This window comes from Tropicibacter alexandrii (assembly GCF_003667315.2).
In the GTDB taxonomy this organism is placed as follows: Bacteria; Pseudomonadota; Alphaproteobacteria; order Rhodobacterales; family Rhodobacteraceae; genus Tropicibacter; species Tropicibacter alexandrii.
On sequence record NZ_RCTZ02000006.1, the window covers coordinates 111,691 to 130,675 of the forward strand.

An 18,985-nucleotide genomic window follows, 5' to 3' on the forward strand; every position below is an offset into this window, starting at 1 on the left:
GGGTGTTGCTGTGGCCCGGCTGGGCCACGGCGCAGGAGTGCCGACTGGCGCTCCTGCTGGCGCTTGACGTGTCCTCATCGGTCGATGAGGCCGAATACGTGCTGCAACGCGACGGGGTCGCGGCGGCGTTGCTGTCCGACGACGTGACCGGGGCGATCCTGGGCAGCGGTGGCTATGTCGCGTTGGGGGTCTATGAATGGAGCGGGCGGCGCCAGTCGAGCATTGTGCTGGACTGGGTCGCCCTGCGCACGATGGCCGATATCGAGGCCGCCGCCGCCCGGATCGCCAGCGCCGAACGCTCGTTTCGGCGCTTTCCGACCTCGATGGGCTTTGCGCTTGGCTATGGGGCGACGATGCTGCGGCGCGCGCCTGTTTGCGAACGCCGGGTGATCGACGTGTCCGGCGATGGCATCAACAATGACGGATTCGAGCCGTACCAAGCCTATGCGAATTTCCCCTTCGACGGTGTGATCGTGAACGGGCTGGCGGTGTTGGGCGCGGACCCGCGCGTGCAGGATTACTATGAATTCGAGGTGATCCGCGGGCAGGGTGCCTTTGTCGAGACGGCACAGGGCTACGAGGGCTTCCGCCGCGCGATGGAACGCAAGCTGTACCGCGAAATCGAGAATCGCATCGTCGGCGGGCGCGATGCCGCGCCGGAGGAGGCCGGGTGAAGGTCTGGCTGAGCATCGCGCTGGTGATCTGGGCCGGGATGGCGCAGGCGGCCTGCCGACAGGCGCTGGCGCTGGGGCTGGACGTGTCGGGATCGGTCGATGCGCAGGAATACCGGTTGCAGATGGACGGGCTGGCCGCGGCGCTGACCGACCCGGAGGTGATCGAGGCGTTCTTGCAGATGCCGGACGCGCCGGTGGTGCTGGCGGTCTACGACTGGAGCGGCGCGCTGGCGCAGCGGGTGGTGCAGGATTGGGTTGTGGTGAGCAGCGCGGCCGATCTGGTGCAGGTGGCGGCGCGATTGCGCGGCACGGCCCGGGTCGAGGGCGATCCCTCGACGGCGATCGGTGCGGCCAAAGCGTTCGGGGCGCGGCTGCTGGCGCAGCAGGCCGGGTGCTGGCGGCGGGTGCTGGACCTGTCGGGGGATGGCGAATCCAATACCGGGCCAAGGCCGGGCGAGGTGCGCCCCGACGGTGTCACGATCAATGGGCTGGTGATTGGCGAAAGCGCGGATGCGGACGGGATCGGTGCCTTGGCCGCCTATTTCGGGGCCTACGTGATCCAAGGGCCGGATGCGTTCGTCGAAACCGCATTGGGGTTTGACGACTACGAGGCCGCGATGGTCCGAAAACTGAAGAGGGAGTTGCTGGTGCTGACCTTGTCCGGCATCTCTGGCGAGGCGGTCGGTCGAGCGGGGTGCGTCGGGACTTCTGCCCCAGGCTGCTCGCGGCAGCGGTAACGCGTCTTAGTAGATGTACCGGATCTGATCGGTCCAGTAGCGTTCCACGCGGCGCAGCGCGGTGGTGATATCGTCGATCCCCTCGCTGCTGAGCACGGCCTTGGTCTGCAGACCCTCGGCATGGCGACCGAACAGGTCGGTGACGATGTCGCGGATCTCGCGGCCGCGCTGGGTCAGGCGCACGCGGACCGAGCGGCGGTCGATCTCGCAGCGCTGGTGGTGCATGTAGCCCATCTCGACCAGCTTCTTCAGGTTGTAGCTGACATTCGAGCCTTGGTAATAGCCACGGCTTTTCAGTTCGCCAGCGGTCACCTCGTTGTCGCCGATGTTGAACAGCAGCAGCGCCTGCACCGCGTTCACGTCGATAATGCCGAGCCTCTCGAACTCATCCTTGATGACATCCAGCAAGAGACGGTGCAGCCGCTCCACCAGACTGAGTGCTTCGAGGTAGCTCGCCATGAAGCCCGTATCCGAGCCGTTGGTCATGGACGAATGAATGCTCATTTCATGTGTTCTCCGCCTGTTTCATTTGAACGGAGATTTGTGGAAAAAACCCAATATCCCGTTAAACCGCCACGAAGACCGCGAAAATTAGAGCTATTTAAGTGTGAAATTGGGGTTAGAGCACCGTACGCAGGGGCGGCGTTCAACCGTTGGCTGCAACCTGCGTGATCTCTGAAATCATCGGTGCGTGGATCTCGGGCGCGGGTTTCTGCCCCGAGATCCACTGATACAGGTCCTGATCGTTCTCATCCAGCAGCGCCTCGTAGGCGTCCAGCTGGTCGTCGGTCAGGTCCGCGAGGCGCGCGGCGGAATAGCGCATCAGGAGAATGTCCATCTCCTTGGTGCCGCGCCGCATGGAGCGCATGTGAAGCCGTTTCAAGCGCGTCTCGCGGGATTCGGTCATGTCAGGCCTCGGTCTTCAGCAGCAGGCGCAGTTTTTTCTCAAGGCGACCGAGCTTTTCGGCGCGGGACTTGAACTGGGCTTGCAGGCCACGAATCTCCATCAGGATCTCGTGCATATCGGCCGAGATCGGGTCGGATTCGGGTTCCGACACACCTTCGCCTTCGCCGGTGATCAGCCAGACCATGGACACGTTCAACATGCCCGCGATCATCTGCAGACGGTTGGCGCGCGGCTCGGCGAGGTCGTCTTCCCATTTCTGGACGGTGCTGAGCTTGAGGCCCATGCGTTTGGCCAGCGTGGCTTGGTCCATGCCGGCGGCTTCGCGTGCCGCAGCCAGCCGGTCGCCGAAGGTGGCCGCGTCGGGGCCATACCAGTCGGTCGTGGTCTCGTTCATGTCGATCTTCCTCCGATGGCGCTTGTCACGCGGTCGCATCGCAACTTATGACAGGGGGCGCAGAATTACAAACGGTGACCCCAAATGCCTTTCCTGTCCGAGACCCTCGCCCGTGTAAAGCCCTCGCCCACCGTGGCGGTGACGCAACTGGCGGCAGAGCTGAAGGCGCAGGGCCGGGACGTGATCGGCCTGGGGGCCGGTGAGCCGGACTTTGACACGCCGGACAACATCAAGGCTGCGGCGATTGCGGCAATCGAGGCCGGGAAAACGAAATACACCGCGCCAGATGGCATCATCGAACTGAAACAGGCGATCTGCGACAAGTTCAAGCGCGAGAACGGGCTGGGTTACGTGCCCAGCCAGGTCAGCGTGTCGACGGGCGGCAAGCAGGTGCTGTTCAACGCGCTGCTGGCGACGCTGAACCCCGGCGACGAGGTGATCATTCCCGCGCCCTACTGGGTGTCCTACCCGGATATGGTTCGGCTGGGGCAGGGCGAGCCGGTGATCGTCGAGGGCGAGCGCCAGCTGGGCTACAAGATCACGCCTGCCGCGCTGGAGGCGGCGATCACGCCGAAGACAAAGTGGTTCATCTTCAACTCGCCGTCCAACCCGACGGGCGCGGGCTATAACCGCGACGAGTTGAAGGCGCTGACGGATGTGCTGATGCGGCACCCCCATGTCTGGGTGATGACCGACGACATGTACGAACACCTCGCCTATGACGGGTTCGACTTTGTGACACCCGCGCAGATCGAACCGGGGCTGTACGACCGGACGCTGACGGTGAATGGCGTGTCCAAGGCCTATGCCATGACCGGCTGGCGCATCGGCTACGCGGCAGGCCCCGAACACCTGATCGCGGCGATGCGCAAGCTGCAATCGCAGTCGACGACCAATCCCAGCACGATCAGCCAATGGGCGGCGGTCGAGGCGCTGAACGGGCCGCAGGATTTTCTGGCCGAGCGGTGTGATGCATTCCTGCGCCGCCGCGATCTGGTGGTTGCGGGGCTGAACGCCTGTCCGGGGATCGACTGCGCCACGCCCGAGGGGGCGTTCTACGTCTACCCGTCGATTGCGGACTGCATCGGCAAGACCTCGGCGGGCGGGGCCTTGATCGAGAATGACGAGGCGTTTGCCAAGGCGCTGCTCGAGGAAGAGGGGGTGGCGGTGGTGTTTGGCGCGGCCTTCGGCCTGTCGCCGAATTTCCGCGTCAGCTATGCGACGTCGGACGCGGCATTGACCGAGGCCTGTGCCCGGATCAAACGCTTCTGTGAAGGATTGCGTTGAAGTAGGATGGGTGATCACCCATCCTACCCAAGCTTGGCCCCGAAGGAGGTCAGATGACCGATCTGCCTGAATATTATTACCGCGTGCGCGAAAACGGCGCGCTGGTGTTTCTGGTCGATACCGAAAATCGGCAGCGTCGCATCGAGATGGACCAGATCGCCGTCGTCAACCTCAACAAGGGCGAGATCAAGCCGCATGGCGGGCGCGACCTGACGGATCGGGACAAGGCCGAGATCGAGGCGTGGATGGCCCGGCGCAAGGCGCTTTTGGCGATGCGGGATATCGATGACATCCACAGGGCGGTCGATTACCTGAACACGACCACGCAATGGGTGCAGTCCAAGGCCACCGATGACCAGTTGGACGCCGTGACCGACGATCTGCTGCTGGCGATGCATGACCTGCGGACGGTGCTGGTGCGCAAGAAGGCGGATCGCTTGATGAAGAAATAAGGCGGCCGGGGTCCGACCCCGCCCCCGTCAGCCTTGGCCGAGATGGGCGCGCGCGGTCTTGCGCAGGCCCTCGACCAGCGCCGGGTTGGCGGCCTCCCACGCCTTGAACTTGCGATAGGCCGCCAGATTCTGGGCCGCCCTCGCTTCGCTGCCCGAAGGTGCGGGCGTTTCGTCGAGGAATGTCAGCTTGACCTGTTCATAATGGCGCGCGCAGCGTTGCGCGTCGGACGGGGGCAGCGGACGCAAGGCGGCGCCTTGATCGCACAGGTAATACAGGCTCAGCAGGGCGATGAATGGGGACATGATGGCTCCTTTCGGGTGGGCCGAATCGTGCGCCCGATTCCTTGCTGCGGCGTAAACGATGCGTCCGGCGCCGGGGATTTCGTCGGAAATACCCGGAATTGTTCGGGAATTCCGCATATCCACACACGAATAAATTGACTCGGGCCGTCGCGCTGGTAGCTTGATGACAGACGGAATTTCGATTTCACCACGGGGGATTATCATGCGTAACATGTTTCGGATGGCGGCCGCTGCGTCGCTGTGTCTTGCGGGCAGTTCGGCCTTTGCCTGGGGCGACATGTATATGGGGGACGGCACCAACGACCCCAATTCAAACTTCCTTGTCCACAGCTACAACGCGACGAACTATTGCCCGCAGGGCTTGCAGCCCGTGCTGGCGGGCGGCGTGATCTGCTGCGGCGTGCCCAATGCCGGGCACTATGTCGACCGCCCCGGCAAGGCGCATTACAAGCCGACCAAGCGGTACTACACGCCCGAGGGCGAAAAGGGCGTCGTCTATCGCTGACCCTGCGGGGGCAAGGCCCCTTGGCATTTCCGGTCAGGCCGCGTATACGCGCGGCCTGATTTCTTTTGATCGACCGAAAAGGGCAGACCCATGCAGGGCACCGCGAATCTGAACATCATGATGAAAGCCGCGCGCAAGGCGGGGCGCTCGCTGGTGAAGGATTTCCGCGAGGTCGAGAACCTGCAGGTCTCGATGAAAGGCGCAGGCGATTTCGTCGCCAAGGCCGCCATCGCCGCCGAGGCAATCCTGAAGGAAGAACTGCTTGGCGCCCGCACGACCTATGGCTGGTTGGCCGAAGAGGGCGGCGAGATCGCCGGTGAGGACCCGACCCGCCGCTGGATCGTCGACCCGCTGGACGGCACCACCAATTTCCTGCACGGCCTGCCGCATTGGGCCGTCTCGATCGCGCTGGAGCACAAGGGGCAGATCGTGTCGGCCGTCGTCTATGACGCCGCCAAGGACGAGATGTTCTTTGCCGAGCGCGGCGCGGGCGCTTGGCTGAACGACAAGCTGCGCATGCGCGTCTCCGGTCGCCGCCGCATGATCGAGGCGGTGTTCGCGGCCCCGGTCCCGTTCGCCGCGAAAAAGACCCTGCCCGCCACGTTCAAGGACCTCGCCCGCGTCATGCCCGAGGTGGCTGGCGTGCGCCAATGGGGCGTGTCTTCGCTGGACCTGTGCTATGTCGCGGCTGGCCGCTTCGATGGCTACTGGGAGCGTGAATTGCAGATTTGGGACATGGCAGCCGGCCACCTGATCGCCAAGGAAGCGGGCGCCCTCATCGAAGGCATTCGCGAAGACCAGGACCCGTTCGAGAACGGCTCGGTTCTGGCAGCGAATGGCGAACTGTTCAAGCCGCTGGCCAAGTTGCTGCGCGAGGTCTGACCTGCGCCTACGGCGCGCCCGTCATCCCTGCCGGTCGGAGGGGTGATTGACCCCGTCGACCCACCTGACCGGCTCGACATCTGCGGGCAAGACCCCCTCTATGGTATAGACGTTGACGCCATACTCGTTCGGGTTGGACCGCCGCTGGTGGTACATGTAGATGCCGCAGACCGAGCAGAAATGGTGCTTGGCCGTGTGGGTGTTGAAGCTGTAGGTGGTCAGCACATCCGATCCCTTGACCACCTCGATCCCGCCCAACGGGGCCGACACGGCGGGCGCGCCACGCCTGCGGCAAAACGAACAGTCGCACCGGCGCGCCGTGTTCAGCCCGTCGCTCAGCGTGACGCGCAGTTCGACGGCGCCGCAATGGCAGGTGGTTTTCACAGGGGCGTTCATCGTCTGGGAATCCTCGGGATGCGGGTGACGGACCTGTAGCGTGTGGCGCGGTGTGGCGGATGTCCATGGGTCACCGCCCAGAAACGTGGCCCGCCAAGCCAAAGCCAGGTCGGGAACGCCAGCACAATCCCGATCACAAAGCCCCCGGCATGCGCCCAGTAGGCGACGCCGCCTTCTGCGGCGGGGGCGCTCCAGCCACCGATCACCTGCATGGCGAACCAGAGCGCAAGCATCAGCCAAGCGGGCACCGGGATCACGCGGATGATGACGATGAGGAACAGCAGGATATCGACCCGCGCTTTGGGAAACAGCAGCAGGTAGCCGCCCATCACCCCCGCAATGGCGCCGGAGGCGCCGATGGTGGGGACGGTCGAAAACGGCTCGGACAGGTACTGCGCCAGACCCGCGCCGGCGCCGCAGGCAAGGTAGAACAGCGCGTAAAGGGCATGGCCCATGCGGTCTTCGAGATTGTCGCCGAAGATGAACAGGAACAACATGTTGCCCGCCAGATGCATCACCCCGCCATGCAGGAAGATCGAGGTCACAAGCCCGGTATAGCCGTAGCCTTCGGTCAGGAAACGGGGAACGAGCGCGTAGTTCGCATAGAGTTCGAGCAAGGCGCGGGGCGAGGATTCGAGGTGCCAGGTCGACAGAAAGACAAGGATGTTCGCCGCGATCAGCGCGTAGGTGACAAAGGGCACCCGGCTGGACGGGTTGTGATCGCGGATCGGAAACATCCGCTAGAGTTAGGCGCTGTCACGGGCGGCGTAAAGTAGGATGGGTGATCACCCATCCTACCTCGGGTCAGTCCTGACCGGCCAGCAAGGCGGCATTGCCCCCGGCGGCGGTCGTGTCGATGCAGACGTGACGTTCTGCCATGGCGTGGCCCTTGTCGGGCCGTGCCGTGATCAGGGTCAGGATCGGGCCGTCGCGCCCGGCCAATGCGCGGCGATAGGCGCGGGCCGTGGTTTCGTCCCCCCACCAGAGCGCGGCGGAAAACCCGTCGAGACGGCCCAGTTCCTCGGGTGAGATGGCCCGGGTGGCGGCCAGTGCGCGTCCGCCAAGTGCCTCGATCTCGGCAGCCTGAGCCTTGGCGGACTCCTCGCCGGGGCCGAGGCACAGCACCGGCAGACGGGCTTCCTGCCGATACTGGTTGGCCTCGCCCGTCGGGCCGGGCAGGTCGCGCGTCTCGCTCGCCGGGGCAGGATGCGCCAGCAGAGCCTTGCCAAGATCGGTCGGCCCGGTTTCGGCGAATACCCCGGTCGACCGGTCTGCGGCGTGCAGGCGGAACCGGTCCAGATACAGCGGCCCCCCGGCCTTTGGCCCGGTGCCCGACAGACCCTCGCCCCCGAAAGGCTGGCTGCCGACGATCGCGCCGATCTGGTTGCGGTTGACGTAAATGTTGCCCGCATGGATGCGGTCGGACACGTGCTGCACGCGGTCGTCGATCCGGGTCATCAGGCCAAAGGTCAGCCCGTAGCCGGTGCCGTTGATCGTGTCGATCACCTTGTCCAGATCCTTGGCCTTGAAGGTGGCGATGTGCAGGACGGGGCCAAAGATCTCGCGTTCCAGATCTTCGATCGCGTTTACGCGGATCAGTGCGGGCGGCACGAAATATCCCGTGTCCGGCACCGCGACGCGGTGCAGGAGGCGCTGCCCGGCGGCGTCGATATGGCTTTGGATGCCCGCCTGCGCCTCGGCGTCGATCACCGGGCCAAGGTCGGTCGCCGGGTGCCACGGATCACCCGCCACCAGCGCATCCATCGCGCCGGTCAGCATCTTGGTGAATTCCTCGGCGATGTCTTCCTGCACGTAGAGGCACCGCAGGGCCGAGCAGCGCTGGCCCGCCGATTGGAAGGCGCTTTCGACGATGGCCTGCACGGCCTGTTCGGGCAGGGCGGTGCTGTCGACGATCATCGCGTTCAGCCCGCCGGTTTCGGCGATGAAGGGCGTGCCGGGGTCCAGATGCTCGGCAATGCTGCGATGGATGATCTGCGCCGTCTCGGTCGAGCCGGTGAAGGCCACACCCGCGACTTGCGGCTGGCGCGTCAGCGCCGCGCCCACATCGCCCGCGCCGGGCAGCAGGTGCAGGGCCTCGCGGGGGACGCCGGCCTCGTGCAGCAACTGCGTGGCGCGCCATGCGATCAGCGGGGTCTGTTCGGCGGGTTTGGCGAGGACCGCGTTGCCGGTGGCCAAAGCCGCCGAGATTTGCCCGGTGAAGATCGCCAGCGGGAAGTTCCACGGCGAGATGCAGGCAAAGACGCCGCGCGGCGGGGCATCCGCGTCTGAAATCCCGGCGGCGTAATAGCGCAGGAAATCCACCGCTTCGCGCAGTTCGGCCACGGCGTCGAGCTGGGTCTTGCCCGCCTCGCGGTGCAGCAGGGCGAACAACTCGCCGAAATGCGACTCATACAGGTCGGCGGCGCGGTTCAGCACGGCGGCGCGCTCGGCAGCGGGGACGTCCCAAGGCCGCGCGGCCTCTGCCGCCTGCGCGACGGTGTCCGCGCTGGCCCAAGTGATGTGGCCAACCTGATCGGCGGGATCGGTGGGGTTCACGACAGGCTCGGTCGCGCCATGGGTCGTGGCGGTCGTCAGCGGTGTCCCGTGCCATTCGTGATGGCGGAAGGGGGCGCGGGCGGTCTCGATCACCGCCTGCGTCGGGCGGTGGCGCAGGTCGAAACCCCGAGAATTCGTGCGCTCGGGTTGGAACAGATCCGGCCCAGCCGTGAGGCCCCGGGTCTGCGCCCGGGGCGCGGTGTCTGCGGCAAAGACCGTATCGAAAGGATCGGCGGCGACGGTTTCGGGCGCCACGTCCTCGTCCACGATCTGGTTGACGAAGGACGAGTTCGCGCCGTTTTCCAGCAGGCGGCGCACGAGGTAGGCGAGCAGGTCGCGATGTGCGCCCACGGGCGCGTAGATGCGGCAGCGGGTCTGTTCGTTCTTATGGACGATCTCGTGCAGGGTCTCGCCCATGCCGTGCAGGCGCTGGAACTCGAATGCGCCCTTGTCGGTCGCCATGTACAGGATCGCGGCCACCGTATGCGCGTTATGCGTCGCGAATTGCGGGTAGATGCGGTCGGTCAGGCGCAACAGGCGGCGGGCATTCGCGATATAGCTGACATCCGTCGCGGCCTTGTGGGTGAAAACCGGGAAACCCGGCAGTCCTGCGACCTGAGCGCGCTTGATTTCCGTGTCCCAATAGGCGCCCTTGACGAGGCGGACCATGATCCGCCGGTCATGCTTCTCCGCCAGCGCATGCAGCCAGTCGATGACGGACCCGGCGCGCTGGCCATAGGCCTGCACGACGACGCCGAAACCGTCCCAGCCGCGCAAGGACGCATCGGCCAGAACCGTTTCGATGATGTCCAGAGACAGCGACAGGCGATCGGCCTCTTCGGCGTCGATGTTCAGACCGATGCCCACCGCCTTGGCGCGCTGGCACAGGTCCAGCAGTCGGGGGCACAGCGCGGCCTTGGCGCCGTCGCGCAGCAGTTCGTCATAGCGCGGATGCAGGGCCGAGAGCTTGACCGAGATGCCGGGATTGTCGCGGATGTCGCTGGCCTTGGCGTTTGCCCCGATGGCGGTGATCGCGTCGGCATAGGATTTGAAGTAACGCTGCGCGTCGGCCTCGGTGCGAGCGGCCTCACCCAGCATGTCGTAGGAATAGGTGTAGCCCTTGGCTTCCATCTTGGATCCGCGCTTCATCGCGGACTGGATCGTCTCACCCAGCACGAATTGCGCGCCCATCTCCTTCATCGCGCGGCCGACGGCGGTGCGGATCACCGGCTCGCCCAAGCGGCGGACGGCCGAGCGCAGATGCGCCACCGGTCCCGGCGGCGTGTCCTCCAGCACCTTGCCGGTCAGCATCAGGGCCCATGTCGAGGCGTTCACAAGCGGCGAGGTCGAATGCCCCATATGCTTGCCCCAGTCCGACGGCGCGATCTTGTCCTCGATCAGCGCGTCGATGGTGCGGGCATCGGGCACGCGCAAAAGCGCCTCGGCCAGACACATCAGCGCGATGCCTTCATCGGTGGACAGACCGTATTCCGCAAGGAACACCTCCATCAGGCCGGGGCGCGTGGTGCCGCGGATGTCACGCACCAGTTGCGCGGCGCGCGCGCTGATCGCGCTGCGGTCCTGCGTGGTCAGATCGGCTGTTTCGCGAAGCACTTTCAGCCGCTCTGCCTCGTTGGCATAGGTCAAAACGTCGATTTGGCTGCGAAGATCGGGCATGCTGTCTTTGGGCATCTGCTGTCTCGTGTGGAGTTTGGACCAGTATACACGCGGCTGCGCGGGCGGATTGACCGCATAGGGCCTGAATGATTATCTAAGTGACTTCATTTGAGGGGACAGCCTATGCAAAGTGACGATTCCTTTCTGGACCGTTTCGACCGGGCGATTCTCACGGAACTGGCCGGAGACGGTCGGATTTCCATCACCGAACTGGCCAAACGGATCGGCTTGTCCAAATCGCCGACGCAGGCGCGGCTGCGAAAACTCGAAGAGGACGGCGTGATCAAGGGCTACCGCGCCATGCTCGATCCGATCCGGCTGGGGCTGGATCACGTCGCCTTTGTCGAGGTGCGCATGAACGACACGCGCGAGGCCACGCTGGCGCGGTTCAATCAGGCCGTCACCCAAATCCCCGAGATCGAGCAGGCGCATCTGATCGCGGGCAATTTCGACTACCTGCTCAAGGTGCGCACGGCGGATATGCCGTCCTACAGGCGGGTACTGGCCGAGAAGGTCTCGACTCTGCCGGGGGTGGCCTCGACCTCGACCTTCGTCGCGATGGAGGCCGTGAAGGAGGCCGGTTTCGCAGACGTGACTTGACCCATGGGCAGGCTGAGTCATTCTTGGATCATGAAGAATGTTCTTGCTCTGATATTGGTGGCGGGTCCGGTCTGTGCGGATGGCTGCCCCGAGGCCCCCGACCACAGCGCCGATCTTGCGCCGCTTTACGAGGCGTTGCAAACCGCCCCGAACGAGATGGCGGCGCGCGCGATCACCAACCAGATGTGGGGCTATTGGGACAATGCGCCTGACGAGGCCAGTCAGGCGATGCTGGACCAAGGCATGCGATACCGCGCGTCTTACGACTTCCTGAACGCGTTGGACCGGTTCGATGCGCTGGTGGGATACTGTCCCTTCTACGCCGAAGGCTACAACCAGCGCGCCTTCGTCAATTTCATCAGCGGAAATTACGCCGCGGCGCTGCCGGATCTGGAACGCGCGCTGGAGCTGAACCCGCGCCATATCGGGGCGCTGTCGGGCAAGGCCCTGACGCTGATCCAGATGGGCCGCGACGCCGAAGGGCAAGCCGCGTTGCGCGCGGCGCTGGACGTCAACCCGTGGCTGTCCGAGCGGCACATGCTGAAGGACGCACCCGGCGAAGAGCTGTGACGCGACCCATAAGTTAACGTTGCGTTAAGATCGGGTATTCCGGACTTTTACCGGTGGCCATGGGCACCAGACTGAGAGGGCACGCATCTCGCCCCATTCAGAAAGCTTTTCCCATGCCCATTTTGACCAACAACGAAACCACCCAACAAACCATCGCTTTTCACAATGATCTGTTCATCGCGCCCGGGGCCTCGGTGATGGTCACGACGGGCTCTGCGATCGACACGTCCAGCGGCGATTATACTCCGTCCCTGATCAACTACGGGACCTTGGTGACGAATGCGACCGAGGCGGTCGAATGGCTGGCCGATGGCGGGAGCATCTACAATGATGGCATCATTGCCTCCGGGTCCGCCTATTCGGCCCGCGCGGTCAGCTTCAATGCGCATTACGTGGACGCGGCCTTTGCCCTGACGAACGGGCCAAATGGCCAGATCATCGGCGGGTTCGAGGTCAACTCCTATGGCGTCCCGGTGGGAACGCCGATCCCGGCCGGGGACAACTTGGTCTCGCTCCAGAATTCCGGGCTGATCACCGTTCTGCCTGACCAATACAACAACAACAATTCCGCAGCGGTCCGGCTTCTGACGATGCCGGCGCATTACAATATCGACAACAGCGGCACGATTTCCGGCGAGATCGGCGTGTATTTCCAGCAACTCGCGTCCTATGGCGGGGATTTCGTGTTGTTCAACACGGGAGAGATCATCGGCACTGCCGGAGAGGGTCTGCGGCTGTATGCCAACGCCAACAACAACGAGACCCTGCTGCTGAACAATTCGGGCCGCATCGCCAGCCTTAACGATGACGCGATCTATGCGTTTGCGGGCAATTGGGTCCTGAACAATCTCGAAGGCGGCGTGATCGAGGGCCGGATCAATTTCGCAGGGGATTGGGAAACGCGTCTGACCAATGACGGGCTGATCGTCGGCGATGTCGACCTGTGGGACGGAAGCGACCATGTGACGAATTCTGGTTCGATACAGGGCAACGTGAACATGGGCGCCCACGATGACCGCTATATCGGGCAGGGCGGCACCGTGACCGGCAGTATCGACATGGGCGGCGGCGATGATCTGGCGCGCGTCGATCAGGACTACCTCGTGATCGACGGCGGGGCGGGCAACGATACGCTGATCGTCACCGGCGACCGGGTCGTCGCCAGCGGGTTCGAGACGATCTTCCTCAATGGCTCGGCCGATATCAGCGTCGATGGCGGCGCGACCGATGACAAGATCTGGGGCAATTTCGGGGCCAATGGCATCGGCGGCGGCGACGGGGCCGACACGATCCGGTCCGGCAATGGGGACGACACGATCGAAGGCGGCGCGGGCGATGACATCCTGTATTCCGGTTCCGGCAATGACGAGATCGTCGGGGGCGGCGGCAAGGACTTGATGAACGGGGGCGCCGACGCGGATATCTTTGTTTTTGAGGCGGTCAGCGACAGCGGCACCACGGGCGCCACGGCGGACATCATCAAAAGCTTTGAACATGGCGTGGACCGGATCGACATGTCCTTTCTCACCAATCCCGCCTTTATCGGCACCGGCGCCTTCACCGGGGGCGGCACTGCCGAAATCCGCGTGCAACTGCTGGCGAACAACAACAGCCGCTTGCTGATTGACGCCGATGGCAACGGCACGACCGACATGATGATTACGATGCTCGGCCAGCAGACCTTCGACGCGGATGATTTCATCCTCTGAGCCGCGAAAACCGCTTTTCACGCTGCGCCGCAGGTCCTAGTTTGCGCCCTGCTGGCCCGCGTGGTGGAATGGTAGACACAGGGGACTTAAAATCCCCAGCCTTCGGGCGTACCGGTTCGAGTCCGGTCGCGGGTACCAAAGCTTCGGTCCGATGCCGACATGTTCCATGCGGCGGTGTCGGCAAGACCGGTATGGCCCATGTCCGGCATCCCCTGCCTCAGCCCTATGATTGCGAAACTTGGCGTGTTGCGGAACCGCCCCGCGCCTTGCGCGATAGGTAAGGGCTAGGCCTATGCGTGGGCTTGTGTATCATCACGTCGGGTTCGGGAGAACGGCTATGAAACTCAGAGGGGTACGGCGCAGCCGCAATGTCGAGGATCGGCGCGGTATGGCCAGTGGCGGAATGAAGGTCGGAGCGGTGGGCTTTCTTGCCGTGCTGGCATTGAGCTACTTCACCGGCATCGACCTGACGCCGCTGGTGTCCGGGGGCGGTGACAATCGCCTCGAGGCCCCCACCGCCGCCGAGGAAGAGGCGGCGGATTTCTCGGCGGCCGTTCTGGGCACGACGGAAAGCGTCTGGAGCGATATTTTCCGCGACCAGTTGAACGCATCCTACCGCCCGCCCGTGCTTGTGCTGTTCTCGGGGACCACGTCTTCGCCCTGCGGCGGGGCCAGCGGGGCCACGGGGCCGTTCTACTGTCCGGCGGATCGCAAGGCCTACCTCGATACCGCGTTCTTTGCGACCTTGCGGCAGCTGGGGGCCAAGGGCGATTTCGCCGCCGCCTATGTCATTGCCCACGAGGTCGCGCATCATGTGCAAAACGAGACGGGCATTCTGCCCGAGGTCAACGCCCTGCGGCAGCGCGCGTCGGAAACCGAGGCCAACGCCTTGACGGTTCGGCTGGAATTGCAGGCGGATTGCCTGTCAGGGGTCTATGCGAGCCGCGTCGATGGCCTGCTGGAACCCGGCGATCTCGAAGAGGCGCTGAACGCGGCGCGCCAGATCGGCGATGACACCTTGCAGCGGCGGGCGGGGCGCGTGCCGCAGCCGCATACGTTCACCCATGGCACGTCCGAGCAGCGGGCGCGCTGGTTTGCCCGCGGGTATGAAGGGGGAGATATCGATGACTGTGACACCTTCGGGGCAGCCCGGCTCTGATCCGGTGGTTTTTCACGTGTTGCCGGTCGGCGGCGGCACGGTCGTTCTGTCTGCGGTGCCGGGGGCGGGCGGCGATTTCGCCGGTGACATGGAGCATCTCGTCAGTTGGCGTCCGGCGATGGTGATCGCGGTGCTGGAGCAGGCGGAACTTGCGGCGGCGGGGGCCGAGACGCTTGGCCAGAAGGTGCAGGACAAGGGCGCGCGCTGGTTGCATGTGCCGGTGGCGAAAGGTGGCGTTCCGGCGCCGCAGGTCGAGGAAGCATGGCCCGAGGCCAGCGTGCGGGCGCGCAAGGCGCTGTTGGGCGGGGGCCGCGTCGTGGTGCAATCGCCCGAGGGGGCGGGCCGGGCCGGCATGGTGGTTCTGCGCTTGATGATCGAAGCGGGCGAGGCACCGGATGAGGCATTGTCCCGCTTGTCGACCGTGCATCTGCCGGCGATCGGATCGGAGGCGCAGGTCGATTGGGCGCGCAAGGCGCCGCGCGAACCCGCGGTCTTTGTCCGACACAGATAGGCGTGACCTGCCGGTGCGGACGATGTCCGCGCAGGTGGGTTTGCGTTCGGGCCACGCAGGCCCTGGGGGTGCCCCCCAGACCCCCATCGCGCATGTGGCGATGGTTCGACATTATCAAACTGAGGGGATGGGTGAGAGGCTGAAACGACCCAGGCGGGACTCGTTGTGGCTGCTTCCTTCCGGACCTGACCAGGTTGGCGAGGCGCCTGCCCGCACAACCTCTCGACTTCGGATGTAGGGGGTTTGTCACCGTTTTGCAATGGGGGCGCAGAGTCTTCTTTTCGCGGGCGGATCGTCGCTGTAGGAGGTCCGGATGGATCAGGAATTCGAGATATTCGCGAGCGCCCCGCCGGGCTTGGAGCCGTTTTTGCTGGCGGAGGTGGTCGAGGCTGGCTTTGCCGCGCCTGCGGCGGTGCCGGGCGGCGTTGTGTTTCGTGGCGGTTGGGCCGATGTGGCGCGGGCCAATATGTGCTTGCGCGGGGCGGGGCGGGTTCTGGCGCGGATCGGCAGCTTTCGGGCGATGCATCTGGCACAGTTGGACAAGCGGTCGCGGAAGTTTCCCTGGAGCGAGGTCTTGCGCGCGGATGTGCCAGTTCGGGTCGAGGTGACCTGCCGGAACTCGAAGATCTACCATGACCGTGCTGCACGCCAGCGGGTCGAGACGGCGATTCGGGAGACGGTCGGCGCGCCGATCGAGGCCGAGGCGGCTTTGCGTGTCATGGTGCGGATCGAGGATGACCTCGTGGTGATTTCGCTGGACACGTCGGGTGAACCGCTGCATCGGCGCGGCCACAAGGAGGCGGTCGGCAAGGCGCCGATGCGTGAGACGCTGTCCGCACTGTTCCTGCGGGCTTGTGGCTATGACGGTCAGGAAACCGTGGTGGATCCAATGTGTGGATCGGGGACCTTCGTGCTGGAAGCCGCAGAGATCGCGGCGGGGCTGATGCCGGGACGGTCACGGCATTTTGCGTTCGAAGATTTGGCCCTGGACGTTCCGAGGGTGGGCGGCGCGGAGCCCCGACCGACGCAGTTGCGGTTCTACGGATCGGACCGGGATGACGGCGCCATCCGGTCGTCGCTGGCGAATGCGGAACGGGCCGGTGTGGCCGGGATCTGTCAGTTCACACGCGCGGCGGTCAGCGATCTGCAGCGGCCCGGAGGGGCGCCGGGGCTGGTGATCGTCAACCCGCCCTACGGGGCGCGGATCGGCAACCGCAAGCAGTTGTTCGCGCTGTACGGTGCCTTGGGCCAGGTGATGCGCGACCGCTTTCAGGGCTGGCGGTTCGGCATGGTGACCAGCGATGGCGGATTGGCCAAGGCAACTGGTCTGGCGCTGGAGGCCGGCCCCCCGGTGGCATTCGGGGGCTTGAGCGTCAAGCTGTATCAGGCGCGGATCGGGTAGGATGGGTTTGAACCCATCCTACTGTGAGAAAAGCCCGGCACGCTGTGCGCCGTCCATCAGTGACCTTGCCCGGAAATGGGCGGGCGCCGCGCCGTCGGGTGCAAAGTTCGGCACAAGCACGACGGTCATGCCTGCCGCATGGGCCGAGGTCGCGCCGGGGGTGCTGTCCTCGAATACGAGGCAGGTCTCTGGACGGACACCAAGCCGGTCCGCCGCCATCAGGTAGGGTTCCGGATGGGGCTTGGCATGGGTCACGCAATCGCGGCTGACCAGCGTCTCGAACTGCCCGGCCAGCGCGCTTTTCTCCAGCTTTGCCATGGCATTGGACCGACCCGAGGAGGTGGCTATTGCGATCGGCATCTGGGCCTGCGCAAGCCGCTGCACCAGATCGAGCGCACCGGGCATCGTATCGACGCCTTGCGCAAACAGCGCCTTCGCCTCGCGCTGCCATGCCTTGAACAAGGCGGGCATGTCGATCTCGCCCAAGGCGTCTTGCAAGAGCCGCATGCCGGTGTCCTGATCGGTGCCGATCAGGCGGTGAAACAGGGCGTCTTCCGGGTCGTGCCCAAGGTCGCGCAGAGCCTTGCGCCCGGCGGCCATGGCGAGCCGCTCGGTATCCAGCAGGGTCCCGTCGAGGTCAAAGAGGACTGCGGCATATGTCATTGCGGTTGCAGCCCGCCGGGGCAGGTAAACCGAGTATAGAGTCCATAGCAGGCAACACGGCGGTCAAAGCCGGTCACGGTCACGCGGGCGTAAAGGATGCGGTCTTCGTAGGTCACGTCTAGCCCGGCCCGCAGCAGGTCGAGGCAGGTCGCGGTGTCGACACGGCAGGCGATCAGGGCGGCGGCATCCAGGCCCTTGGCCCCGGCCAGATCCTGCGCTGCGATCGTTTCGGCCAATTGGCGGCGCAGTTCGGTTTCGGCATCAATGGGCGAGGGTTTGGTGACGAGCGCGGCCAGGGCGGCCATCGTCAGCATGCCTGCGAGGAATTTCAGCATTCCGGCTCCTTGTCATGGCAGGTGGGCCGGGCCTTTGGCCCGGACGTTGTTCGAGCATTCGCTCGAAGGCGCCCCACCCACCATCCCTTTGGTGTCGGTTTGGGATAGGCGATGTTGGCACAAAGGGGAAGGGGTGGTCAGGCGGGGTCCTGCAGGATGATCTCGGCATGGGTGCGGACCCGCCCGCTATCGGTCAAGTCGATCATGTCGCTGATCCAGAGACAGCCGTCGAACGAGAGTATCGACCACGGCCACGCGCTGCGCAAGGCGGGTCGGACCGGCACCCATGGGCGCAAAGGCTGGCTGCCGGGTCGCAGGTCGTGCAGCCGGGCCATGTTCCGGGCATCGCGGCACGTGTCGAGCACGCGCACTCCCTTCCCGGTTTCCAACGAGAAGTGTTTGACCACGATGAATTCGGTTCTTTCGAAGATCAAAGCCCGTTCAAAGGCCTGTGCCAAGGGGCGCAGGTCAAACACGGCAAACCTGCCGCGCGAGGTCGACAGCCATCCGGCTTTGCAGGGCTCGGGCAGGGTGAAGCTGCGATCCATCGCCCAGTCCGGATCGACCAGCATCAAGTCTCCAACCCATGGCTGCACCAGTTTTGGGGTGAAGTCCCCGGGCCAGTCGATGTCGCAGGTGATCTCTGGTTTCGCTTCAGGCGTGCGCGAGGTCTCGAACGTCTCGTACAGACTGGCCCGCTGTTTGTCGGAAAACGGGTCGTGGGCATCGTCGTGAATGATCCGATCATCTTCGATCGTGTAGGTGAAGCGCATGGCGGTTACCTTGCGGACCCTAGGTCCAAGAGGCGTTTTGCAGGACAACCCGGTAGCCGTCGGCATCTTCGTAGGTCAATCCGTTGCGGTCCCAGTAGGGGTTGAAGGCGGGTTTCGGGGCAAAGCCCGCCTGTGCCATGCGTGACGTGGCCGCCTGCCAGTCGTCGGGATCGGGCAGGTAGAGCACCAGAAGGTTGTCTTGGGTTGGGGCGTGGCCAACCGTGTGGCCTTGGGCGTGGGTGAATTCCAGATGCCAAGGCGCATCGGGATGGCCCAGCATGACGCCATAGAACCCCTCATGGTCAGCAAACTGGCTGAGGACCGCGAAGCCCAAACCGTCACGGTAGAACGGCAAGAGCGCGGCGATGTCATCCGTCGGTCGGGCAATACGCAGGTGTGGGGTCATTTCATCACGCCTCAGGGGATGGTTGCGCCACTGCGGGGCGGTCGCTGCGCCGCGCAGTGGCGGCGCGCGGATCTTCGTGTTTATAGC

General features: G+C 64.7%; 23 protein-coding genes, 1 tRNA gene and 1 other RNA gene. 13 read left to right on the forward strand and 12 right to left on the reverse strand.

Translation table 11 applies throughout. The annotated features are described in order from the left end of the window. The first annotated feature begins 2 nt into the window (after window positions 1-2). Window positions 3-674, forward strand: a complete 672-nt coding sequence (locus D8Z78_RS09805) for a DUF1194 domain-containing protein (protein WP_240672069.1) — start codon at window positions 3-5, stop codon at window positions 672-674. Continuing rightward, window positions 671-1,411: a DUF1194 domain-containing protein gene (locus tag D8Z78_RS09810; protein WP_240672070.1), complete on the forward strand. Its 741-nt coding sequence runs from the start codon at window positions 671-673 to the stop codon at window positions 1,409-1,411. The genes D8Z78_RS09805 and D8Z78_RS09810 overlap by 4 nt, the downstream gene beginning before the upstream one ends. 6 nt (window positions 1,412-1,417) lie before the next feature. Here the strand turns inward: D8Z78_RS09810 and D8Z78_RS09815 are convergent, their stop codons facing one another. The 3 genes from D8Z78_RS09815 to D8Z78_RS09825 form a co-directional block, all read right to left on the reverse strand. Further along, the gene (locus D8Z78_RS09815; RefSeq protein ID WP_206169665.1) at window positions 1,418-1,915 is read right to left on the reverse strand and encodes a MarR family winged helix-turn-helix transcriptional regulator; all 498 of its coding nucleotides are present in this window, start codon (window positions 1,913-1,915) and stop codon (window positions 1,418-1,420) included. Between the two features lie 142 nt (window positions 1,916-2,057). Beyond that, on the reverse strand, window positions 2,058-2,318 hold the full coding sequence (locus tag D8Z78_RS09820; RefSeq protein ID WP_121630593.1) for an FAD assembly factor SdhE: 261 nt from the start codon (window positions 2,316-2,318) through the stop codon (window positions 2,058-2,060). 1 nt (window position 2,319) lies between these two features. Beyond that, window positions 2,320-2,712, reverse strand: a complete 393-nt coding sequence (locus D8Z78_RS09825; protein ID WP_121630592.1) for a helix-turn-helix domain-containing protein — start codon at window positions 2,710-2,712, stop codon at window positions 2,320-2,322. 84 nt (window positions 2,713-2,796) lie between these two features. Here D8Z78_RS09825 and D8Z78_RS09830 point away from each other — a divergent pair, with 84 nt between their 5' ends. Then, window positions 2,797-3,999: a pyridoxal phosphate-dependent aminotransferase gene (locus tag D8Z78_RS09830; protein WP_121630591.1), complete on the forward strand. Its 1,203-nt coding sequence runs from the start codon at window positions 2,797-2,799 to the stop codon at window positions 3,997-3,999. 53 nt (window positions 4,000-4,052) lie between these two features. Further along, the gene (locus D8Z78_RS09835) at window positions 4,053-4,451 is read left to right on the forward strand and encodes a hypothetical protein (RefSeq protein WP_121630590.1); all 399 of its coding nucleotides are present in this window, start codon (window positions 4,053-4,055) and stop codon (window positions 4,449-4,451) included. Window positions 4,452-4,478: 27 nt separating this feature from the next. On the opposite strand, the gene D8Z78_RS09840 is transcribed toward D8Z78_RS09835, so the two are convergent. Further along, complete coding sequence (locus D8Z78_RS09840) at window positions 4,479-4,754, reverse strand: hypothetical protein (protein ID WP_121630589.1); 276 nt, start codon at window positions 4,752-4,754, stop codon at window positions 4,479-4,481. Between the two features lie 202 nt (window positions 4,755-4,956). Between D8Z78_RS09840 and D8Z78_RS09845 the strand changes: the two genes are divergently transcribed. Both D8Z78_RS09845 and D8Z78_RS09850 read left to right on the forward strand, forming a co-directional pair. Beyond that, window positions 4,957-5,259: a hypothetical protein gene (locus tag D8Z78_RS09845; protein WP_121630588.1), complete on the forward strand. Its 303-nt coding sequence runs from the start codon at window positions 4,957-4,959 to the stop codon at window positions 5,257-5,259. A gap of 90 nt (window positions 5,260-5,349) precedes the next feature. Then, a complete protein-coding gene (locus D8Z78_RS09850; protein WP_121630587.1) occupies window positions 5,350-6,141 on the forward strand; it encodes an inositol monophosphatase family protein in 792 nt (263 codons plus the stop codon). Between the two features lie 21 nt (window positions 6,142-6,162). On the opposite strand, the gene D8Z78_RS09855 is transcribed toward D8Z78_RS09850, so the two are convergent. From D8Z78_RS09855 to putA, 3 genes are all read right to left on the reverse strand, one after another. Further along, complete coding sequence (locus D8Z78_RS09855; protein ID WP_121630586.1) at window positions 6,163-6,537, reverse strand: GFA family protein; 375 nt, start codon at window positions 6,535-6,537, stop codon at window positions 6,163-6,165. Beyond that, complete coding sequence (locus tag D8Z78_RS09860; RefSeq protein WP_121630585.1) at window positions 6,534-7,274, reverse strand: rhomboid family intramembrane serine protease; 741 nt, start codon at window positions 7,272-7,274, stop codon at window positions 6,534-6,536. The genes D8Z78_RS09855 and D8Z78_RS09860 overlap by 4 nt, the downstream gene beginning before the upstream one ends. Window positions 7,275-7,341: 67 nt before the next feature. Next, the gene (gene putA / locus D8Z78_RS09865; protein WP_121630584.1) at window positions 7,342-10,785 is read right to left on the reverse strand and encodes a bifunctional proline dehydrogenase/L-glutamate gamma-semialdehyde dehydrogenase PutA; all 3,444 of its coding nucleotides are present in this window, start codon (window positions 10,783-10,785) and stop codon (window positions 7,342-7,344) included. 108 nt (window positions 10,786-10,893) lie between these two features. On the opposite strand from putA, the gene D8Z78_RS09870 reads away from it, so the two are divergent. The 6 genes from D8Z78_RS09870 (at window position 10,894) to D8Z78_RS09895 (ending at window position 15,319) form a co-directional block, all read left to right on the forward strand. Beyond that, on the forward strand, window positions 10,894-11,370 hold the full coding sequence (locus D8Z78_RS09870) for an Lrp/AsnC family transcriptional regulator (RefSeq protein WP_121630583.1): 477 nt from the start codon (window positions 10,894-10,896) through the stop codon (window positions 11,368-11,370). Between the two features lie 30 nt (window positions 11,371-11,400). Then, window positions 11,401-11,940, forward strand: coding sequence for a tetratricopeptide repeat protein (locus D8Z78_RS09875; RefSeq protein ID WP_164932938.1), 540 nt, complete (start codon window positions 11,401-11,403; stop codon window positions 11,938-11,940). Between the two features lie 113 nt (window positions 11,941-12,053). Next, window positions 12,054-13,649, forward strand: coding sequence for a calcium-binding protein (locus D8Z78_RS09880; RefSeq protein ID WP_121630582.1), 1,596 nt, complete (start codon window positions 12,054-12,056; stop codon window positions 13,647-13,649). Window positions 13,650-13,703: 54 nt separating this feature from the next. Further along, a tRNA-Leu gene (locus D8Z78_RS09885) sits at window positions 13,704-13,787 on the forward strand. A 199-nt stretch (window positions 13,788-13,986) separates the two neighbouring features. Next, a complete protein-coding gene (gene ypfJ / locus D8Z78_RS09890; RefSeq protein WP_121630581.1) occupies window positions 13,987-14,808 on the forward strand; it encodes a KPN_02809 family neutral zinc metallopeptidase in 822 nt (273 codons plus the stop codon). Next, complete coding sequence (locus tag D8Z78_RS09895) at window positions 14,774-15,319, forward strand: protein-tyrosine phosphatase family protein (RefSeq protein WP_121630580.1); 546 nt, start codon at window positions 14,774-14,776, stop codon at window positions 15,317-15,319. The genes ypfJ and D8Z78_RS09895 overlap by 35 nt, the downstream gene beginning before the upstream one ends. A 129-nt stretch (window positions 15,320-15,448) precedes the next feature. On the opposite strand, the gene ffs is transcribed toward D8Z78_RS09895, so the two are convergent. Then, window positions 15,449-15,544: signal recognition particle sRNA small type (ffs, locus tag D8Z78_RS09900), an RNA gene on the reverse strand. A gap of 88 nt (window positions 15,545-15,632) precedes the next feature. Here ffs and D8Z78_RS09905 point away from each other — a divergent pair. Then, window positions 15,633-16,721 (forward strand): THUMP domain-containing class I SAM-dependent RNA methyltransferase, encoded by a 1,089-nt coding sequence (locus tag D8Z78_RS09905; RefSeq protein WP_121630579.1) that lies wholly within the window; start codon window positions 15,633-15,635, stop codon window positions 16,719-16,721. 18 nt (window positions 16,722-16,739) lie between these two features. On the opposite strand, the gene D8Z78_RS09910 is transcribed toward D8Z78_RS09905, so the two are convergent. The 4 genes from D8Z78_RS09910 to D8Z78_RS09925 all read right to left on the reverse strand — a co-directional run bounded on the left by D8Z78_RS09910 (window position 16,740) and on the right by D8Z78_RS09925 (window position 18,898). Continuing rightward, complete coding sequence (locus D8Z78_RS09910; protein ID WP_121630578.1) at window positions 16,740-17,384, reverse strand: HAD family hydrolase; 645 nt, start codon at window positions 17,382-17,384, stop codon at window positions 16,740-16,742. Further along, a complete protein-coding gene (locus D8Z78_RS09915) occupies window positions 17,381-17,719 on the reverse strand; it encodes a hypothetical protein (RefSeq protein WP_121630577.1) in 339 nt (112 codons plus the stop codon). The genes D8Z78_RS09910 and D8Z78_RS09915 overlap by 4 nt, the downstream gene beginning before the upstream one ends. Before the next feature lie 137 nt (window positions 17,720-17,856). After that, window positions 17,857-18,492 carry a hypothetical protein gene (locus D8Z78_RS09920; protein WP_121630576.1) on the reverse strand — a complete coding sequence of 212 codons (636 nt, stop codon included), beginning with the start codon at window positions 18,490-18,492 and terminating at the stop codon, window positions 17,857-17,859. A 19-nt stretch (window positions 18,493-18,511) separates the two neighbouring features. Next, entirely contained in the window at window positions 18,512-18,898 is a 387-nt protein-coding gene (locus D8Z78_RS09925) for a VOC family protein (RefSeq protein WP_121630575.1), read from the reverse strand. Window positions 18,899-18,985: the final 87 nt, after the last annotated feature.